15 protein-coding genes and 4 tRNA genes are annotated in these 19154 nt (G+C 70.3%); 9 read left to right on the forward strand and 10 right to left on the reverse strand.

Features of this window, described 5'->3' with window-relative positions; all coding sequences use genetic code 11:
• The first annotated feature begins 13 nt into the window (after nucleotides 1-13).
• The 3 genes from ACIGWZ_RS37915 to ACIGWZ_RS37925 are packed head-to-tail and all read left to right on the forward strand — an operon-like array spanning nucleotide 14 to nucleotide 2291.
• Complete coding sequence (locus ACIGWZ_RS37915; protein WP_400072341.1) at nucleotides 14-550, forward strand: ArsR/SmtB family transcription factor; 537 nt, start codon at nucleotides 14-16, stop codon at nucleotides 548-550.
• 32 nt (nucleotides 551-582) lie between these two features.
• Nucleotides 583-1452: a M23 family metallopeptidase gene (locus ACIGWZ_RS37920; RefSeq protein ID WP_400072343.1), complete on the forward strand. Its 870-nt coding sequence runs from the start codon at nucleotides 583-585 to the stop codon at nucleotides 1450-1452.
• A gap of 41 nt (nucleotides 1453-1493) precedes the next feature.
• The gene (locus ACIGWZ_RS37925; RefSeq protein WP_400072345.1) at nucleotides 1494-2291 is read left to right on the forward strand and encodes a sterol carrier family protein; all 798 of its coding nucleotides are present in this window, start codon (nucleotides 1494-1496) and stop codon (nucleotides 2289-2291) included.
• Nucleotides 2292-2300: 9 nt separating this feature from the next.
• On the opposite strand, the gene ACIGWZ_RS37930 is transcribed toward ACIGWZ_RS37925, so the two are convergent.
• A complete protein-coding gene (locus ACIGWZ_RS37930) occupies nucleotides 2301-3770 on the reverse strand; it encodes a sulfatase (RefSeq protein WP_400072347.1) in 1470 nt (489 codons plus the stop codon).
• A 494-nt stretch (nucleotides 3771-4264) separates the two neighbouring features.
• Between ACIGWZ_RS37930 and purF the strand changes: the two genes are divergently transcribed.
• Together purF and purM are read left to right on the forward strand one after the other, a co-directional pair.
• Nucleotides 4265-5824: an amidophosphoribosyltransferase gene (purF, locus tag ACIGWZ_RS37935; protein ID WP_400072349.1), complete on the forward strand. Its 1560-nt coding sequence runs from the start codon at nucleotides 4265-4267 to the stop codon at nucleotides 5822-5824.
• 34 nt (nucleotides 5825-5858) lie between these two features.
• Nucleotides 5859-6932 (forward strand): phosphoribosylformylglycinamidine cyclo-ligase, encoded by a 1074-nt coding sequence (gene purM / locus ACIGWZ_RS37940; protein WP_400072351.1) that lies wholly within the window; start codon nucleotides 5859-5861, stop codon nucleotides 6930-6932.
• Nucleotides 6933-7079: 147 nt separating this feature from the next.
• Here purM and ACIGWZ_RS37945 read toward each other — a convergent pair whose 3' ends face one another.
• On the reverse strand, nucleotides 7080-7325 hold the full coding sequence (locus ACIGWZ_RS37945) for a DUF3073 domain-containing protein (RefSeq protein WP_362707165.1): 246 nt from the start codon (nucleotides 7323-7325) through the stop codon (nucleotides 7080-7082).
• A gap of 324 nt (nucleotides 7326-7649) precedes the next feature.
• Entirely contained in the window at nucleotides 7650-8768 is a 1119-nt protein-coding gene (locus ACIGWZ_RS37950) for a Leu/Phe/Val dehydrogenase (RefSeq protein ID WP_400072354.1), read from the reverse strand.
• Between the two features lie 239 nt (nucleotides 8769-9007).
• Here ACIGWZ_RS37950 and ACIGWZ_RS37955 point away from each other — a divergent pair, with 239 nt between their 5' ends.
• A complete protein-coding gene (locus tag ACIGWZ_RS37955) occupies nucleotides 9008-9844 on the forward strand; it encodes a hypothetical protein (protein ID WP_400072356.1) in 837 nt (278 codons plus the stop codon).
• Nucleotides 9845-10302: 458 nt separating this feature from the next.
• Nucleotides 10303-10509: a developmental transcriptional regulator BldC gene (gene bldC, locus ACIGWZ_RS37960; protein ID WP_003949541.1), complete on the forward strand. Its 207-nt coding sequence runs from the start codon at nucleotides 10303-10305 to the stop codon at nucleotides 10507-10509.
• 528 nt (nucleotides 10510-11037) lie between these two features.
• On the opposite strand, the gene ACIGWZ_RS37965 is transcribed toward bldC, so the two are convergent.
• The 3 genes from ACIGWZ_RS37965 to hrpA all read right to left on the reverse strand — a co-directional run bounded on the left by ACIGWZ_RS37965 (nucleotide 11038) and on the right by hrpA (nucleotide 15626).
• Nucleotides 11038-11271 carry a DUF6274 family protein gene (locus tag ACIGWZ_RS37965; protein WP_400072358.1) on the reverse strand — a complete coding sequence of 78 codons (234 nt, stop codon included), beginning with the start codon at nucleotides 11269-11271 and terminating at the stop codon, nucleotides 11038-11040.
• Between the two features lie 141 nt (nucleotides 11272-11412).
• Nucleotides 11413-11487: transfer RNA gene (locus tag ACIGWZ_RS37970), tRNA-Asp, on the reverse strand.
• Between the two features lie 95 nt (nucleotides 11488-11582).
• On the reverse strand, nucleotides 11583-15626 hold the full coding sequence (gene hrpA / locus ACIGWZ_RS37975; RefSeq protein ID WP_400072360.1) for an ATP-dependent RNA helicase HrpA: 4044 nt from the start codon (nucleotides 15624-15626) through the stop codon (nucleotides 11583-11585).
• Nucleotides 15627-15752: 126 nt separating this feature from the next.
• Here hrpA and ACIGWZ_RS37980 point away from each other — a divergent pair, with 126 nt between their 5' ends.
• Both ACIGWZ_RS37980 and ACIGWZ_RS37985 read left to right on the forward strand, forming a co-directional pair.
• A complete protein-coding gene (locus ACIGWZ_RS37980) occupies nucleotides 15753-16829 on the forward strand; it encodes an ABC transporter permease (protein WP_400072362.1) in 1077 nt (358 codons plus the stop codon).
• A gap of 59 nt (nucleotides 16830-16888) precedes the next feature.
• Nucleotides 16889-17107: a hypothetical protein gene (locus ACIGWZ_RS37985; protein WP_400072364.1), complete on the forward strand. Its 219-nt coding sequence runs from the start codon at nucleotides 16889-16891 to the stop codon at nucleotides 17105-17107.
• Between the two features lie 43 nt (nucleotides 17108-17150).
• Here the strand turns inward: ACIGWZ_RS37985 and ACIGWZ_RS37990 are convergent.
• From ACIGWZ_RS37990 to ACIGWZ_RS38005, 4 genes are all read right to left on the reverse strand, one after another.
• Nucleotides 17151-17224: transfer RNA gene (locus tag ACIGWZ_RS37990), tRNA-Phe, on the reverse strand.
• 4 nt (nucleotides 17225-17228) lie between these two features.
• Nucleotides 17229-17303 (reverse strand) — tRNA-Asp (locus ACIGWZ_RS37995).
• A 48-nt stretch (nucleotides 17304-17351) separates the two neighbouring features.
• A tRNA-Glu gene (locus ACIGWZ_RS38000) sits at nucleotides 17352-17424 on the reverse strand.
• An 82-nt stretch (nucleotides 17425-17506) separates the two neighbouring features.
• Nucleotides 17507-19120, reverse strand: coding sequence for a metallophosphoesterase (locus ACIGWZ_RS38005; protein ID WP_400072366.1), 1614 nt, complete (start codon nucleotides 19118-19120; stop codon nucleotides 17507-17509).
• Between the last annotated feature and the right edge of the window lie 34 nt (nucleotides 19121-19154).

Raw genomic sequence — 19154 nt, forward strand, 5'->3', positions numbered from 1 at the left:
GTAATCTCCGACCATGGATCTCGAGCAACGGGTCGCCGATCTGGAGCGCCGCCTGGCCGCGCTGGAGCAGGCCGCCGAGCGGACGGCCGAGCCGGCGCCCGGCCTCCCGGAGCCCTCGCCCGCGCGGGTCCCGGGCGACGACCTCTGGGCCCTGCACGGCTTCAAGGAGCAGCTAGCCGAGCTGGGTGCGGACAACGGCGGGGTGCTGTTCACCGGAGCCGTACGCACGCCCTCCGGCAAGCGCTACGAGTGGCAGTACGGCCTGGTCACCGACACCGTGCTGGAGCGCGACTGGGGCGAGGCCGCGGAGTCCTTCGCGGCGCTCGGCCAGCCCGTACGGCTGCGGCTGCTGCGCGAGATCCTCGGCGGCCGGTCCACCGCCGCCGAACTCGCCGAGCTCGACGGCACCGGCACGACCGGCCAGATCTACCACCATCTGCGGCAGCTGACCGCCGCCGGCTGGCTGCACACGGCCGCCCGCGGCCGCTACGAGGTGCCGGTCGCCCGCGTCGTACCGCTGCTGGTGATGTTGACCGCCGCCGAGCGCTGACCGCCGCCCGGCCGACTCGAGGGGGAACACCGATGACGTCCCGGAACCCGTCCGCCCAGCCCCAGTCCCTACGGAAGATCGCCCAGTGGGCCGCCCGTGTCTGCCTCGCGGCCTTCCTGGGGATATGCGTCGCGAACTTCTTCGTCGACGGCCTCTACTGGTGGGGCTGGATCCCGCTCGGCCTGTGGCTGCTGATCGGGCTCGGGGTGAACCGCCGGGCCGGCCGGGCCGAGGAGCGCCCGGTGACCGGGCCCACCGCCGAGGCGGTGGCGGTCGCCGCACCGGTCACCGGCCGCTGGAAGGCGCTGAACAGCCCCGCCGACAAGGTCCCCAGCCACGGCACGCGGGCCTACGGGCAGGCCTACGCCATCGACATCGCGGCGGAGCCGGAGGACGGCTCCCGCCCCGGCTTCGGCTGGTGGCCCCTGGCGCGACGCAGCGAGGCCTTCCCGGCGTTCGATGCGGATCTGCTCGCCGTCGCCGATGCCACCGTCGTGCGCGCCGAGGACCGCCAGCGCGACCACCTCAGCCGTACGTCCTGGCCGGCGCTCGCCTACTTCTTCGTCGTCGAGGCAATCGTCCGCTCGCTGGGCGGATACCGGCGCGTGATCGGCAACCATGTGATCCTCGACCTCGGCGACGGCACGTACGCGCTCTACGCCCATGTCCGGCGCGGCTCGCTCACCGTCCGCCCGGGCGACCGGGTACGGGCCGGAGCGCCGCTCGGCCGGTGCGGCAACTCCGGCAACAGCACCGAACCGCACGTCCACTTCCAGCTCATGGACGCCGCCGACCCGGACACCGCCGACGGCGTGCCCTTCACCTGGCACGACATCGGGGTCCCGCACAACGGCGAGACGTTCGTGGCCGCCGCGGCGCCGGTGGTGACGCCCGGCCGCTGAATTCCGGGGCGGCTGTCAGCGGTGCCGCCTACGCTGATCCCATGTCATCCGCCGCCCGGAAGCAGCGCGTTCGCCGGTACGACGCGAACAAGACCCGTGCCGCCGTCACGGCCCAGTTCGCCCACGTCCGTCAGGCCGTGGCGGACCTGACGCCCGAGCAGCTCGCGCTGCCGACCCGGCTCGGCGACTGGACGGTGCGGGAGCTGGTCGCGCATCTGTCGATGGCGATCGGCAGCGTGGCGCGGAATCTGCGGGAGCCGGCCCCGCCGCGGGTGGAGACCGAGCTGCTGGACTGGCCCTTCGCCACCGCTCCCCATGCCGCCGGGATCGATGCCGACACCCGCGCCCTGGCCGCCGCCCACGACCCGTACGCATTGCTCACGCGCACCGCCGAGGAGCTCGCCGACGTGCTTCCGCAGGCCGCCGACGACCGGGTGATGACCACCCGCGTCGGCGCGATGCGGCTGGCGGACTATCTGGTCACCCGGTGCGTCGAGCTGGTGGTGCACACCGACGACCTCTCGGCGGCGCTCGCCGCGGAGATCCCGTACGACCGCCAGGCCCTGGCCGCGGCGACCCGGCTGCTGGCCGATGCGCTCGCCGCCAAGGCGCCCGGCGGGTCGGTCGAGGTGCGGGTACCCCCCTTCGCGGTGGTGCAGTGCATCGAGGGCCCCAAGCACACCCGCGGCACCCCGCCGAACGTCGTCGAGACCGATCCGCTGACCTGGCTGCGCCTCGCCACCGGCCGTACGGCATGGGGCGCGGCGCTGGACGCGGCGGCCGTCAGCGCCAGCGGCGAGCGCGCCGACATCGGCGGGTATCTGCCCGTCCTCGGCTGACCGGCGCCGTCACGGTTTCGGATACGCCAGCAGCGTCTTGTCCACCGCCTCCCAGGCGGCCCGCAGCCGTCCCAGCAGCTGCTTCTCGTCCGCCGCCTTGTCGGCCTGTTCGCGGGGGTCGTGCGCCACGTCGAAGAGCCGGTCCGTGCCGTCCTTGCCCCGGTAGTACTTCCAGTCGCCGCGGCGCAGCGCCCGCTCGCCGCGCACCCGCCAGAACAGATCGCGCGCCGCAAGCCGCTCGCCGCGCAGCAGGTATCCCGCCAGGCTCGTCCCGTCCAGCGGATACCCGCGGTCCGGCCGGGCTCCCGCGATCTCCAGCAGGGTCGCCGTCCAGTCCGGCGTGAACACCGGCTCATGGCTGACCTGGCCGCCGTCGAGCCGGGCCGGCCAGCGCACGATCGTCGGGACGCGGATGCCGCCTTCCTGGAGGGAGGCCTTGTTCCCGGACAGCGGCCAGTTGTACGACCAGCGCTCGCCGCCGTTGTCGCTGGCGAAGAAGACGAGGGTGTCCTCTTCCTGGCCGGAGCGCTCCAGGGCGGTCAGCACCTCGCCTATCGAGCGGTCCAGGTCCTCGACCATCTCCTTGTACTTCGCCAGCGAGCCGCCGTCGTCATGGAACAGCGCACGCGCTTCGCCCGCCTTGATCCGGCGGACGATCCGCGCGCTCTCCTCGGTGTCGCCGTCCGCGATCCACGGCCAGTGCGGAGTGGTGAAGTTCAGGTTGAGCAGCCAGGGCCTGTCGTGGTCGCGCCCGATGTGGTCGACCGCCCGCTCGGTGATGATCCGTGTGTAGTAGCGCAGGTCCTTGTACGTGGCGTCGCCCTCGTACAGGTCGTACTCCCCGGCCAGCCCCAGCTTCGAGTAGTACTCCAGCGCCCCGCCGAAGTTCCCGAAGAAGGTGTCCCAGCCCGACTTGGTGGGGCTGTAGTCGGGCAGATAGCCGCAGTGCCATTTGCCGATCAGGGCCGTCGCGTAGCCCGCGCCGCGCAGCAGGGAGGCGAGGGTGGGGTGGCGCGGGTCCAGTCCCGCGCTCCGGTCGGCGATGGGCTCGGCCAGTCCGCCCTGGGTACGGCCCGGATAGCGGCCCGTGTAGAGGGAGAAGCGGGTGGGGGAGCAGGTCGCGGAGCCCGCGTAGGCCTGGGTGAAGCGGACGCCCTGGCGGGCCAGCCGGTCCAGGTGGGGGGTGCGGATGTCCGGCGAGCCGTACGAGGACAGATCCGCCCAGCCCAGGTCGTCGCCCAGGATGAACAGGATGTTGGGGCGGCGCGAGCGGCGGTCGGGGGCGGCGCGGAATGCCCGCTCGTGGGCCCGCGGCGGCTCGGCGGCGGCGGCGCGTGGCGCGGCCGCCACGGCGCCGAGCCCGCCCGCGGCGGCCGCGGCGCCCAGGCCTCCGGCCAGGCCGCCGAAGGTGCGGCGCGTCAGGGCGGGGGCATCGGGCGTGCGGGTGTTCTCGGGCGAGGAAGGGTCGACGGAAGACATCGTTTCGGCTCTCCGGAAGAGGTGGTGTCGGGCCGTGATGCGGCGCGTCGGCCCCCGGGGACGGCGGCGGGCGGGAGGGCGTCGCGTATCTCACACGGACATGGCGAGGACGTATGCGACAGAAGCCGCATACGAGGGGAAGGCGCCATATCGGGCGAGTGGGTAAAGGCGAGAGAAGGTGCAGCTCAGAGGGGCAGCGGGAGCGCCCGAGAAGGGGCGTCGCTACCGATGGCTACTGCACGGACGCGCAGCGACAGAGGGCGCTGGCGACGCGACCGAGGTCGACGTGGCGGCGCCGCGCCAGGTGCCGCGCAGGGCGGGTCACCCGGCGGCACACCAGGTGCGCCAAGGGCTGCGGGGTCTGCATGAGCGGAAATCCTGGCCGTGATCGCGCGACCGCGTCAAGCACGCTTAACGCTGCGTTCATGTACTCATCCAGGTTCGAGGTCGTCCCCGGTTCGGATGAATCCGCGACCTGCCCTAGACTCAGTGACGTGCCACGTGGTGACGGACGACTCAACCACGACCTGCTCCCCGGCGAGAAGGGCCCCCAGGACGCTTGCGGCGTCTTCGGTGTCTGGGCTCCGGGCGAAGAGGTCGCCAAGCTCACCTATTTCGGGCTGTATGCGCTGCAGCACCGTGGACAGGAGTCCGCGGGCATCGCGGTGAGCAACGGCTCCCAGATCCTCGTTTTCAAGGACATGGGCCTGGTGTCCCAGGTCTTTGACGAGACTTCCCTCGGCTCCCTCCAGGGCCATATCGCCGTGGGCCATGCCCGCTACTCCACCACCGGTGCCTCGGTGTGGGAGAACGCCCAGCCGACGTTCCGTGCCACCGCGCACGGCTCGATCGCGCTCGGCCACAACGGCAACCTGGTCAACACCGCCGAGCTCGCCGAGATGGTCGCCGCGCTGCCCCGCGAAGGCGGCCGTGCGACCCAGGTCGCGGCCACCAACGACACCGACCTGGTGACGGCCCTGCTGGCCGGCCAGGTCGACGAGGACGGCAAGCCGCTGACCGTGGAGGATGCCGCGCCCCGCGTGCTCCCCAAGGTCAAGGGCGCCTTCTCGCTCTGCTTCATGGACGAGCACACGCTCTACGCCGCCCGCGACCCGCAGGGCATCCGCCCGCTGGTCCTCGGCCGCCTGGAGCGCGGCTGGGTGGTGGCCTCCGAGACCGCGGCCCTCGACATCTGCGGCGCCAGCTTCATCCGGGAGATCGAGCCCGGCGAGATGGTCGCCATCGATGAGAACGGCCTGCGCAGCAGCCGCTTCGCCGAGGCCCGCCCCAAGGGCTGTGTCTTCGAGTACGTCTACCTCGCCCGCCCGGACACCGACATCGCCGGCCGCAATGTGTACCTCTCCCGCGTGGAGATGGGCCGCAAGCTGGCCGCCGAGGCGCCGGCCGACGCCGACCTGGTGATAGCGACGCCGGAGTCCGGCACGCCCGCCGCGGTCGGTTACGCCGAGGCCAGCGGCATTCCGTACGGCTCCGGTCTGGTCAAGAACTCCTACGTCGGCCGGACCTTCATCCAGCCCTCGCAGACCATCCGCCAGCTCGGTATCCGTCTCAAGCTCAACCCGCTCAAGGAAGTCATCCGCGGCAAGCGCCTGGTGGTCGTGGACGACTCGATCGTCCGCGGCAACACCCAGCGCGCCCTGGTGCGGATGCTCCGCGAGGCCGGCGCCCTCGAGGTCCACATCCGGATCTCGTCCCCGCCGATCAAGTGGCCGTGCTTCTTCGGCATCGACTTCGCCACCCGCGCGGAGCTGATCGCCAACGGCCTGAGCGTGGAGGAGATCGGCAAGTCGCTGGGCGCCGACTCCCTGGCGTACATCTCCATCGACGGCATGATCGAGGCGACCACGATCGCCAAGCCGAATCTTTGCCGCGCGTGCTTCGACGGCGAATACCCGATGGAGCTGCCCGATCCGGAGCTGCTGGGCAAGCACCTCCTGGAGTCGGAGACCGCGGCGCCGACGAAGTCCGATGTGGACGGCGTCCAGACGCTCACGGCCGGGGTCGGCGGCGGCGACGCGCTGCGTCGCCCGTAGAGCTCGTACACACCCGAAACGAAAGTTCTCAGCCATGTCCGCTGAATCCTCCGCCGGTGCCAGCTACGCGAGTGCGGGCGTCGACATCGAAGCCGGCGACCGCGCCGTGGACCTGATGAAGGAGTGGGTGAAGAAGGCCACCCGCCCCGAGGTCGTCGGCGGGCTCGGCGGCTTCGCCGGCCTCTTCGACGCGTCCGCCCTCAAGCGGTACGAGCGCCCGCTGCTGGCCTCGGCCACCGACGGCGTCGGTACCAAGGTCGACATCGCCCGCAAGATGGGCGTCTACGACACCATCGGCCATGACCTCGTCGGCATGGTCGTCGACGACCTGGTCGTCTGCGGCGCCGAGCCGCTGTTCATGACCGACTACATCTGCGTCGGCAAGGTCTACCCCGAGCGGGTCGCGGCGATCGTCAAGGGCATCGCCGAGGGCTGCGTCCTGGCCGGCTGCGCGCTGGTCGGCGGCGAGACCGCGGAGCACCCGGGTCTGCTGGGCGTGGACGAGTTCGACGTGGCCGGCGCCGGTACGGGCGTCGTCGAGGCGGACCGGGTGCTGGGCGCGGATCGCATCCGGACGGGCGACGCGGTGATCGCGATGGCCTCGTCCGGACTTCACTCGAACGGGTACTCCCTGGTCCGCCATGTGCTCTTCGACCGGGCGGGCATGGCCCTGGACCGGGAGGTCCCGGAGTTCGGCCGCACGCTCGGCGAGGAGCTGCTGGAGCCCACCAAGATCTACTCGCTGGACTGCCTGGCGCTGACCCGTACGGCCCAGGTGCACGCCTTCTCGCACATCACCGGCGGCGGGCTCGCGAACAACCTCGCGCGCGTCATCCCGGACGGCCTGCACGCCACCGTCGACCGTTCGACCTGGACGCCGGGCGCGGTCTTCGACCTGGTCGGCTCGGCGGGCTCCGTCGAGCGGCTGGAGCTGGAGAAGACCCTGAACATGGGCGTCGGCATGATCGCCGTCGTGCCGCAGGAGTCGGTGGACGTCGCCCTGACGACGCTGGCGGACCGCGGCGTGGACGCCTGGGTCGGCGGCGAGATCGTCGAGCGCGGCGACCACGCCGAGGCCGTGACCCTGACCGGCGACTACGCCGGCTGAATCGTCGGGCTACGGGGCCGCCGGCGCGGCGGCCCCGGCGGCCGCCCGCGCGCTCACCTCAGCAGCACAGAACCCGGCCCCGGGCATTGCCCGGACCGGGTCCATGATGCTGTTCTCGATGCCGCGTACGCGTGAGCGTGCAGAACGTCAGGCGCGACGACGCTGGTCGGAGGAGTCTCCCTCGTCCTCGTCGTCATCGTTGTACCGATCCGCGTACTGGGCATACGGGTCGTCGTCCTCGTCATCCTCGAACGGTTCCCCGTTCGGAGGCTGCTGGCTCGACGGCGATGCTCCCAGCTCGTCGGCCAGTCGTGAGAGATCCGTCCCACCGCTGCTGTACTTCAGCTGGCGGGCGACCTTTGTCTGCTTGGCCTTGGCCCGGCCGCGCCCCATGGGTCGACCCCCTCAATGACGGGGCTCAGTGGCCCCAGAGTCTTGACACGCGTTCATGATTCAGAGCGGACTCTCGACAGAGAGACCGGCCCGTAGAGCTTTAACGGTACCTGCTTCCGCGGCCATACGGTACGTCGCCCGCATCACCCACCGCTCGGCATGACCTGCGGGTCGCCCTTACCCCGCTGGTCAACTGCGATTTTAACCTGTCCCATACGGCGACCCGCCGACGGGTGGTGAGGGATGTCTCCCCAACCGCCCGTGGCGGGCCGCACAAGGGCACGTTTTCGGCCAAGAGATCGTTGTGCGATGTCTTCGGGCCGGTCAGGCGCGCCGGGCCTCCGCCATCCGCGCCTCGGCGAGCCGGTCGGCCGCCGCCGCCGGCGGAATGCCGTCCGTCTTCGCGCGAGCGAATATCGCCAGCGTGGTGTCGAAGATCTTCGCCGCCTTGGCCTTGCACCGGTCGAAGTCGAATCCGTGCAGCTCATCGGCCACCTGGATGACGCCGCCGGCGTTCACGACGTAGTCGGGGGCGTAGAGGATGCCGCGGTCGGACAGGTCCTTTTCGACGCCGGGGTGCGCGAGCTGGTTGTTGGCCGCGCCGCAGACCACCTTGGCGGTCAGCACCGGTACGGAGTCGTCGCTCAGCGCGCCGCCCAGGGCGCACGGTGCATACACGTCCAGGCCCTCGGTACGGATCAGCGCCTCGGTGTCCGCGACGGCGGTCACCCGGGGGTGCCGGGCGAGGATCCGGTCCACCGACTCGGCGCGGACGTCCGTGATCACGACCTCGGCGCCGTCCTGGAGGAGATGCTCGACCAGGTGGTGGCCCACCTTGCCGACGCCCGCGATGCCGACCTTGCGGTCGCGCAGCGTCGGGTCGCCCCACTGGTGCTGGGCCGAGGCGCGCATGCCCTGGAAGACGCCGTAGGCGGTCAGGACGGAGGAGTCGCCGGCGCCGCCGTTCTCGGGGGAGCGGCCGGTGGTCCACTTGTTCGTACGGGCGACGACGTCCATATCGGCGACGTACGTACCGACGTCGCACGCGGTGACATAGCGGCCCCCGAGGGACGCCACGAACCGGCCGTAGGCGAGCAGGAGTTCCTCGGACTTGATCACATCGGGGTCGCCCATGATCACGGCCTTGCCGCCGCCGTGGTCCAGCCCGGCCAGGGCGTTCTTGTACGACATGCCGCGCGAGAGGTTCAGCGCGTCCTGCACGGCCTCCTCCTCGGAGGCGTACGGGTGGAAGCGGGTACCGCCGAGGGCGGGGCCCAGGGCGGTGCTGTGGACGGCGATCACGGCCTTGAGGCCGCTGGCGCGGTCCTGGCAGAGAACGACCTGCTCATGGCCGCCCTGCTCCGATCGGAACAGGCTCTGCAGAACGCCGCTGTCGACGCTGACAGCGGCAGGACGTACGTCGGTCACTGTGGTGACTCCCATAAGTCGCGGAGGACGCCCCCCTGCGGGTGGGGAGGGCCGGTTGTGAAGAGCGTAAGACCTGTGGGGCGGGTTGATCCGCCGGGTGCCGGGGATCACCCCCTCGCGGGGGACGGGCATGCGACGATTTGCCGTATCCCCGGCCCGGTGGGGGCGGACAACTCCTGGTGGCGGGCTTCCCTTTGAAGGCAGTGAACGTACGTTGAACGGATTTGAACGGACTTCCCCCTGAAGGAGCGGGCGTGGCCTTGGCGTCGTCGGTGATGGTCCCGTATATGGCATATCTGCGGGTCTACGAGCCGCTGGCAGCGTTCCCCGAGCCGGAGCGCTCCCACTGGGCGCGCTATGCCAAGCGCGAGGACACCCCCACCGCGCAGGACGAGCAGCGCCGGGCGCTGGCCGATCTGCTGCCGGTGCCGCCGGTACCGGTGCCGGTCCACGAAAGCGCCGACGCGTTCATCGCCGTCGTGGACGACGTGACCTGCGTCTGCCCGTGGCGCACCCGGCTGCGCGGCTGGCAGGCGCTGGAGGGGCTGGAGGAGCTGCTTCCGGCGTCGGTGCTGGATGCGGCGCTGCCCCCGGTGGTGCGCCGGCAGGCCGCCACCGACTACGAGCAGTGGCGCGAGCGCAACCCGGACGCGAGGCCCTGGATCCGGGCCGCCACCTGGCATGTCCCGGTCCGCTGGTTCGTCCTCTTCGACGACGCCGAGCGGGAATTCACCAAGGGTGACGGCAGCCTCCTGCTGCGTTACCGCACGCCGATGGTGCAGGCCAGACGGCGGGTCGCGCGCGGACTGCGGACGCTGCGGGACGCCCTGGAAGAGGGCCCGCTGATCGACGGCCTGGTAGATGTGGGGCGCTGGCTCGAAGAATTCCACCCGCGTTCCCTCGTGGAGCTGGATTACGGAGGCCTGGTGCACGCGGTGCCCGAAGGGCAGCTCGCCGAGGACCGTTCCGCCGCGGAAGTGGCGGAGGGGCTGGCGGCGCTGCGCGACGGGGACGGCGAGCGGGCCGGCGTCGCCTACGAGAAGCTCTCGGAACGGTGGCGCGCGGTACGCGAGCGCCAGTTCTCCAGCTGAGAGCCGCGGGCGCGGGACGTAGGTCCTTTTCCGGGCGATTGGCATAAGCGTGACCTAAAGCACTTACTTCGGGCCTTGCCACCAAGACGTACCCTCGTGCCAAAATAGGACAAGGAGCCTTACTGGGGCTCCTTCCGTCCAACTAAGGGCGGATAGATCGGTATTGCGCTCCTTGAGGGGACTCGTGACGCCTGATCACGTTGTGACTGATCGTCACGGTCGCGTGACTGTCCGTTATGGCATGGTCCATCGGCTTCCGCCGAGGTTGAACACCTGAGAGGGCAATTCCATCGGTTTGGCCGACGTGGCTGGACAGATGGTGTAGTTGTAGTGCCGAGGACAAGCCGTTCGTCCTATAACCGACTCGGCCCGCGTCCGCCATTTCGGGCAACGCGGGTCAAGGTGCAGAATTTAGAGGAAAGAACCGTGATGGTTCGGTTCTCCCGAGGAGGCCGCTCATGACCGCTCGCACCCCTGACGCCGAGCCGCTGCTGACCCCTGCCGAGGTTGCCACGATGTTCCGCGTGGACCCGAAGACGGTCACCCGTTGGGCCAAGGCAGGCAAGCTCACGTCCATCCGCACGCTCGGAGGACACCGGCGTTACCGCGAGGCTGAGGTCCGCGCACTGCTCGCGGGTATTCCGCAGCAGCGCAGCGAGGCCTGAATAACCGCATAACCAGGCTTTTTCCGGGGCCCCCAACCCGGGAAATGCCGACTTTGCACCACATAGCTCGACCTGCTCCACCAAGCACTACAGCTCCATACGACGCGGTGCCTGCCCCAACAGGCCCCACACCCGCACCATCTGGGTACGTCACCGATCGCGCTGGACTCCGCCGGGTCCAGCGCGATCTTTTTGTGTACGGCCGCTCTCCGGCCGCTCGCTGCGGCCGGGTCGCCCCGGCGCCGGTGTCGCCTCCGACGGCGGTCAGTGCGCCGTCAGGGGGCCTGACGGGGCCTCTCCGTGCGGACCTGGCGACCCCGGTTCGGAGTCGTCGGCGGGAAGTGCAATTGCACATATTAAATTGACCCGTTGTAGGGCGGGGGTAAGTTCCCTATCCCGTGAAACTTGTTCGGTGACACCCGTCACACGCCGCGGTCCTTGAAGGGGGCGTGGCGGCTGCGGTAGTGAACTTCCCGCCCGCCGCCTCAACAGCCTCCCACCGCAGGCACGGTGAGGCGGGCGTCATGGTCACTGCGCGGGCGGGCTTTCGTCCTCCGCCGCAGGTCTCCCGCAGACGGCCGGCGACGAGGCGGCGGGCTCCGCGGGCGCGGCGGCCCCCGGACGGGTCTTGCGCGGCTCCATGACGAGCCGCAGCAGCCGGTGGCAGACGGGGCAGTGCCGCGTCAGATGCCGGTACCTCGTGGCGGCTGAGAGATGGGCACGCAGCAGCGCCCTCGTCTCGTGCTTCGCCGCAGTCGTCATCCGCACGCACCTCCCCGGCCCCCGCGCTTCCTCTGTGAGTACCGGGGGCCCGTGCCGCCGTCAAGACGGCCTGCGGCGCCATAGGCGCATACGGGCAGCAAAACGGCCCGCATCGTGTGACGATGCGGGCCGTAAAAAAAGCGGTCCTGACGGGATTTGAACCCGCGGCCTCCACCTTGACAGGGTGGCGAGCACTCCAAACTGCTCCACAGGACCTTGCGTTTGCCTCCCGCTTGCGGCGGGCTGCGAAGCAAGACTCTACAGCAGGTCAGGGGGTGCGGTCGAACCCGATGCCGAGGGCCGCCCGCCGGTCAGGGCGCGGCGGCGGTCACGGCCTTCACGATGCGCTTGTCGGAGACCGGATACGCGGTCCCCAGCGCATGCGCGAAGTAGCTCACTCGCAGCTCCTCGATCATCCATCGGATCTCCCGGGCCGCGGCCGGCACCGGCCGCCCCTGGGGGAACTGCTCCAGCAGCCAGGCGTATTCGTCCTGCATCTCCTTGACCTTCGCCATCCGGGTGCGGTCCCGTTCGGCGTTGGTGGGCAGCTGCTGGAGCCGGCGGTCGACGGCCACCAGATAGCGCATCAGGTCCGGCAGCCGCTTGGCGCCGTGCGCGGTCACGAAGCCCGGCCTGATCAGTGCCGCCAGCTGCTCCTTGATGTCCGTCAGCGACGGCAGCAGCGAGGGGAACGTCGTGTCCTTCAGCCGGCGCTCGCACGCCTGCCAGGCGGCCAGCACCTCCTGGACCTGCTGGACGGTCTTCAGCGTGGCGTCCACCAGGTCCGCGCGCACCGCGTCGAACAGCTTGCGGAAGGACTCCTCGTCCCACGCCGGCCCGCCGCGCGCCGCGATCAGCCGGTCGGCGGCGGCGGTCACACAGTCCTCGAAGAGCGCCCCGATGGAGCCGTGCGGATTACGCGACAGCGCGAGCTTCTGCTGGTTGCTCAGCTTGCCCTGGGCGAACTTGGCGGGGTTGGAGGGGACGTTGAGCAGGATGAGGCGGCGGGTGCCCGCCCACATCGCCTGCAACTGCTCGGCCTCGGTGTCGAAGAGCCGTACGGCGACGCTGCCGCCCTCGTCCACCAGCGCCGGGTACGCCTTCAGCGGCTGGCCCGCGCGCCGGGTCTCGAAGGTGCGCGGCAGCGCGCCGATCGTCCAGGACGTGAGCCCCGTGCGCTGCTCCAGACCGGCCAGCGCCGTCGCCCCGTCGCCCTTCGCGCCCTTGCCGTCCCTGGCGGGCCGTTCGGCGGCCTGCTCGAAGGCCTTGGAGATGGCGGCCCGGGTCTTCGGCTTGAGCTGCAGCCGCAGCGCCTCCAGGTCCTTGGCCTCGGCGAGCTTGCGGCGCCGCTCGTCGATCACCCGGAAGGTGATCTTCAGATGGTCGGGGATCTTGGCGGTGTCGAAGTCACCGGCCTCGACGGGTACGCCCACCATCCGCTGCAGCCCGGCGGCCAGAGAGGTGGTGAGGGCGCCCTGCAGGGGCACCGTCGAGTCCAGGAAGCGGGCCGCGAAGTTCGGCGCCGGCACGTAGTTGCGGCGGATCGGCTTGGGCAGCGACCGGATCAGCTCCGTCACCAGCTGCTCGCGCAGGCCCGGGATCTGCCAGTCGAAGCCCTCGGACGAGACCTGGTTGAGGACCTGGAGGGGGATGTGGACGGTCACGCCGTCCGCGTCCGCGCCCGGCTCGAACTGATACGTGACCTTGAACTTCAGCTTTCCCTGCCGCCAGGAATCCGGATAGTCATCCTTGGTGACGGCTTCGGCGGACTCATTGATGAGCATCGAGTGCTCGAAGTTCAGCAGCTCCGGCTCTTCGCGCTGCTGTTTCTTCCACCACGCGTCGAAGTGCGCGCCGGAGACGATGTCCTCCGGAATGCGCTGGTCGTAGAAGTCGAAGAGCGTCTCGTCGTCCACGAGAATGTCGCGGCGCCGGGCGCGGTGCTCCAACTCCTCGACCTCGCCGAGCAGTTTGCGGTTGTCATGGAAGAACTGGTGGTGAGTTCGCCAATCGCCCTCCACCAGGGCATTGCGGATGAACAGATCGCGCGAGGTCTCCGGGTCGATCCGGCCGTAGGTGATCTTGCGCTGCGCGACGAGCGGGACGCCGTAGAGCGTGACCCGCTCGTAGGCCATCACCGCGGCCATCTTCTGTTCCCAGTGCGGCTCGCTGTACGTGCGCTTGACCAGGTGCTGGGCGAGCGGCTCGACCCATTCGGGCTCGATCTTGGCGTTGACCCGGGCCCACAGCCGGGACGTCTCGACCAGCTCCGCGGACATCACCCAGCGCGGGGCCTTCTTGAAGAGCGCGGAGCCGGGGAACACCGCGAACTTGGCGTTGCGGGCGCCCAGATATTCGTTCTTGGCGTCCGTGTCCTTCAGTCCGATATGCGATAGCAAACCGGAAAGCAGCGCGGTGTGAATGTGGTCCGGTGCGGCATCCTCCTCGCTGAGGTGAATGCCCATCGACTTGGCGACCGTACGCAGCTGCGAGTAGATGTCCTGCCACTCGCGTATCCGCAGATAGTTCAGGAACTCGGACCGGCACATCCGGCGGAAAGCGGACGAGGACAGCGTCTTCTGCTGCTCGCGGACATAACGCCAGAGATTGAGGAACGCCAGGAAATCGGACGTCTCGTCCCTGAAGCGGGCGTGCTGCTGATCGGCCTGCTGCTGCTTGTCCGAGGGCCGCTCGCGCGGGTCCTGGATCGACAGCGCCGCCGCGATGACCATGACCTCGCGGACACAGCCGTTGCGGTCCGCCTCCAGCACCATCCGCGCCAGCCGCGGGTCCACCGGCAGCTGGGACAGCTTGCGGCCGATGGGGGTGAGCCGCTTCTTGGGGTCCTTCTGCTGGGCGTCGAGCGCACCGAGCTCGCCCAGCAGGTCGACGCCGTCCTTGATGTTGCGGCGGTCCGGCGGATCGATGAACGGGAACTTCTCGATGTCGCCGAGGCCGGCCGCGGTCATCTGCAGGATGACGGAGGCCAGATTCGTCCGGAGGATCTCCGCGTCGGTGAATTCCGGCCGGGCGAGGAAATCGTCCTCGGAGTACAGCCGGATGCAGATGCCGTCGCTGGTGCGGCCGCAGCGGCCCTTGCGCTGATTGGCGCTGGCCTGCGAGACGGGCTCGATGGGCAGCCGCTGCACCTTGGTGCGGAAGCTGTAGCGGGAGATACGGGCCATGCCCGGGTCGATGACGTACCGGATGCCCGGGACGGTCAGCGAGGTCTCGGCGACGTTCGTGGCCAGCACGATCCGCCGCCCCGTATGCCGCTGGAAGACGCGGTGCTGCTCGGCGTGCGAGAGCCGCGCGTAGAGCGGCAGCACCTCCGTCGACCGGAGGTTCTTCTTTATCAGCGCGTCCGCGGTGTCGCGGATCTCCCGCTCGCCGGAGAGGAAGACCAGGATGTCGCCCGGCCCCTCGGCCTGCAGCTCGTCCACCGCATCGCAGATCGCGGTGATCTGGTCGCGGTCGGCGTCCTTGAAATCGGCCGCGGCCTGGCCGCCCTCCTCGAGCAGCGGCCGGTAGCGCACCTCCACGGGATACGTACGGCCGGAGACCTCGACGATCGGCGCCTCCCCGAAGTGCCGGGAGAACCGCTCGGGGTCGATGGTCGCGGAGGTGATGACCACCTTGAGATCCGGGCGCTTGGGCAGCAGCTGCGCCAGATACCCCAGGATGAAGTCGATGTTGAGGCTGCGCTCGTGCGCCTCGTCGATGATGATCGTGTCGTACTGGCGCAGCTCGCGGTCCGTCTGGATCTCGGCGAGCAGAATGCCGTCCGTCATCAGCTTGACGAGCGTGTCGCCGCCGACCTGATCGGTGAACCGGACCTTCCAGCCGACCGCCTCGCCCAGCGGCGTCCGCAGCTCCTCGGCCACCCGCTCGGCGACCGTACGGGCCGCGATCCGGCGCGGCTGGGTGTGCCCGATCAGGCCCCGGACGCCCCGGCCCAGCTCCATGCAGATCTTGGGGATCTGCGTCGTCTTGCCGGAGCCGGTCTCACCGGCGACGATCACGACCTGGTGGTCGCGGATCGCGGCGAGGATGTCGTCCTTCTTCTGGCTGACCGGCAGCTCTTCCGGATACGTGATCTCCGGGACGGCGGCGCGCCGCTGGGCGACCCGCAGCTCCGCCTCGTCGATGCCGTCGGAGATCTCCGCCAGCACGGCCGCGCGGGCTTCGGGCTTGCGGATCCGGCGTGCGCCGTCGAGCCGGCGCCCCAGCCGCTGCTGGTCGCGCAGCATCAGCTCGGGGAGACGCTCCAGCAGGGCTGGCAGGGTGGGAGGGGTGCCGCCGGGCGAAGTGGGAGCAGTGCCGTCGGGCAGGGCGGAGGCAGGCTGACTGGACATACGTCCCCCAGGATCTCACCTCGCCGAATCGCGTGGCGAACCATTTGCGGACGGCCGCCGTAAGACTGCGCGCGGTCGGGTGATCCGCCCGGGTCTGTACGGGAATCGTCCTTTAGCGTGTTTCCCATGTCCGATCAGCGTGGCGCCTCCGCACCCCACGGTGCGCACGGACGGCCGCCGACCGGCGGGGGGAAATGGGCGGCGGTCAAGGCGTCGCCGTTCCTTCCCGCGATCGTCCTCGTCTTCATCCTCGCCGCCGCCGCGGGCCTCTTCGCCGGCTCGTACACCTACGCCATGGCCAACCCCACGCCGCGGCACATCCCGACCGCCGTGGTCGGCCTCCGGGACGCCCCCGCGGAGCGGGCGTTCGCCGCGGGCATGGAGAAGGCGCTGCACGGCACGCTGCGGCTGACCGGGTACGACAGCTACGCCGCCGCCGCGACGGCCGTCGAGGAGCAGCGGGAGTTCGCCGTCCTGCGGTCCCGCGGGCGGGCGGTGGAGCTGGACGTGGCCGGCGCCGCGGGCGCGTCGGTGGCGCAGCTGCTGGCCGAGACGGGCGCCGAGGTCGGCAAGGCGGCCGGCCTGGACGTCCGCATCCGGGACATCAAGCCGCTCCAGAAGGGAGACCCCCACGGCCTCGCGCTCTTCTACATCTCGCTGGCCGCCGTGATCATCGGCTTCGTCGGCGCCATCCAGCTCAGCGTGCACGCCCGCGGCCTCAACCCGGTCGAACGCATCGCCTTCACGATCGCCTACGCCCTGCTGGGCGGCTTCGCCATCGTCGCGGTGGCCGACTGGTGGCTGGGCGCGCTGCGCCTGCCGTTCGTGCAGTCCTGGCTGATCCTGGCGCTGACGATGTTCACGTCCGGGATGGTCTTCTCGATGTTCAACACCCTGATGGGCCGCTGGGCGATGCTCCCCACCTGGGGCCTGATGGTCCTGCTCGGCAATCCTTCCTCGGGCGGTGCGGTCTCCTGGCCCCTGCTGCCCTCCGCCCTCGGCCACATCGGCCGCTGGCTGCCGCCCGGCGGCTCGGTCAACGCCCAGCACACCGCCGTCTACTTCGGCGGGCACCAGCATCTCTTCCCGTATCTGGTGCTGGCCGGCTGGGCGGTGGTCTCCTGCACCGTCTTCTGGGTGTGGCGGCACCGCCATCCGGGTGGGCGGGAGATCGGGACGCCCGAACACGCGGCGGATGCCTGAGGTCGCCGCCCGCGTAAAAAAGAGGGCGCTCACTCGGACGAGCGACCGACAATGCCCGCATGAACAAGGGATTACAGCGCTCAGCCGGACTCGTCCTGATCGCCGCCGGGATCGCGCTCGCCATCTGGTTGGTCATCGGCGCACCACACCTGGGTATGGGGCTGGGGAAGGTGGTGGCGCACCTGGTGGCATGGGGTGCGGTCTTCGCCGGTGGCGGGCTGACCTTCTGGCAGTCGAAGGGAGATGCCTCTGGGGAAACGGCCGGCGATCGGACATGACAAAGGCCCCGGTTCCAAGAACCGGGGCCTTGCCCAAAGGGTGTGGCTGGGGCCGGGGTCGAACCGGCGACCTATCGCTTTTCAGGCGATCGCTCGTACCAACTGAGCTACCCAGCCGCAGCGGTCCTGACGGGATTTGAACCCGCGGCCTCCACCTTGACAGGGTGGCGAGCACTCCAAACTGCTCCACAGGACCTTGCATTGTGCGAAAGCGACGTGAGTCATTCTCGCACACGGTAATACGTGCCCCCAACGGGATTCGAACCCGTGCTACCGCCTTGAAAGGGCGGCGTCCTGGGCCACTAGACGATGAGGGCTGGTGGCCACCTTGGCGTCGTTACCGGCGCCGTCGGGGACGTGAGAAGCATATGGGATGGGAGGACGGTTCGCCAAAACGGTTTACCGGGGGCGGTTACCGGGGCCGTGGGAAGGGCTCCTGGTCGAGGGCACGGAAGGTCCGGACGAGGGGCTCGGGGACGGGGTGGCCCCGGGCTGGTTCTCCCGGGGGAGGTGGCGGCTGACCTCGGCGCGGGACAGGCCCAGGCCGCCGAGGGTGATCTCGTCCCAGGCCTGCAGCCGTTTGGTCGTGCGGTCCAGATAGAGCACCGACGCCTGGACCGGCGCGGGCTTCTTGTTCTGTACGGCGCGCAGTCCGCCGCCGCCCGTCGAGCCCTCGACCATCAGCCGGGTGCCCTGGGGGAGCGTGGTGTTCACGCGGTGGTGGAGGTGTCCGGCCAGGGCCAGCGGGGCCAGGCCGTCGGCCTCGGTGGCGGCGGTGGGGTTGTGGGCCAGCGCGATGTCGACGGGCGTGTCCGCCAGCCGCTGGGTGCGCAGCGAGTCGGCGAGCCGGCCGCCGGCCGTGCGCTCCGCGGGCTCGCCGGCCGCCACCACGGAGCGGTCCGGCGTGAACTGGGGGTCTCCCACGCCGGCGATCCGCACCCCGGCCACCTGGGTGACCTTGCCGTTGTCGAGGACGATGACGTGCTTGCGGCCGGTCAGGTACTTCTGCGTGGTGCGCGAGTCGTGGTTGCCGCGCACCCAGACGTAAGGGGCGCCGAGGGTGGAGACCGGGTCCAGGAAGTGGTTCTCGGCGGCCGAGCCGTGGTCCATGGTGTCGCCCGTATCGATGATCACGTTGATCCGGTACTGCTCGACCAGGGAGGCGATGATCCGCCAGCTGCCGGGGTTGAGGTGGATGTCGGAGACGTGCAGGACGCGGATGGTGCTGGGGTCCGGCTGGTAGGCCGGGAGCGTCGAGGTGGCGTCGTAGAGCTTGGTGACGTTGGTGACCAGGCGCGCCAACTCCTTTTGGTAGACGTCGAATTCGCTGACGATGTTGCGGGCGTTGCCGACCACGGACGGGGCCGAGGAGAGCAGTCCGGAGAACTTCGGCTCCAGGACGGACTGCGGGTTCCAGGTGGCGTACGCGGCGCCCGCGGAGGCGGCGAGCAGGGTGAGGGCGAGGCCGCCGGCGGCCAGGGCGCGGCGCGGGCGGCGGTGGACGGCCAGGCTCAGCGCGGCGGCGCCGCAGGCCACGGCGGCGCAGGAGCGGAGGGCCAGCCCGATGGCGCCGCGGGTCACGTCGTGGGTGACCTCGGCCTGCAGCCCGGCGAACCGCTCGGGGTGGTCGACCAGCGCCTGGGCGCGGACCGGATCCAGCCGATCGACGTCGACATCGAGCCGTAGTGGTGCGTAGTGGCTGTTCAGCTCCAGGTCGCCCAGGGGTGCGACATCGATCCGGGTGCCGCCGGTCAGGGACGGCCGCAGCGTCATGCTCGTGTCCATCGGGCCGACCGGGGTGTGCGCGGTGCCGAGGACGAGCAGTCCCAGCCAGGCGCCCAGGACGGTGACGGCTATCAGGCCGAGGGCGCGGGCGCAGGGGTGCGGCTGCCGCCGACCGACGTCGGCCATCAGGGGCGACGGGGGTGCCTTCCGCGCCCTTGGGGCATGTGCCCTTACGGCATCGAGGAGGTGTTCTGCGGTCATCGGCCGGGAGCGCGCTGCGCGGTCCATTGGTCCCGTATGCCCCTGTGTGGCGGTCATTAAG

The sequence above is a fragment of the Streptomyces sp. NPDC053427 genome (assembly GCF_044544985.1).
In the GTDB taxonomy this organism is placed as follows: domain Bacteria; phylum Actinomycetota; class Actinomycetes; order Streptomycetales; family Streptomycetaceae; genus Streptomyces.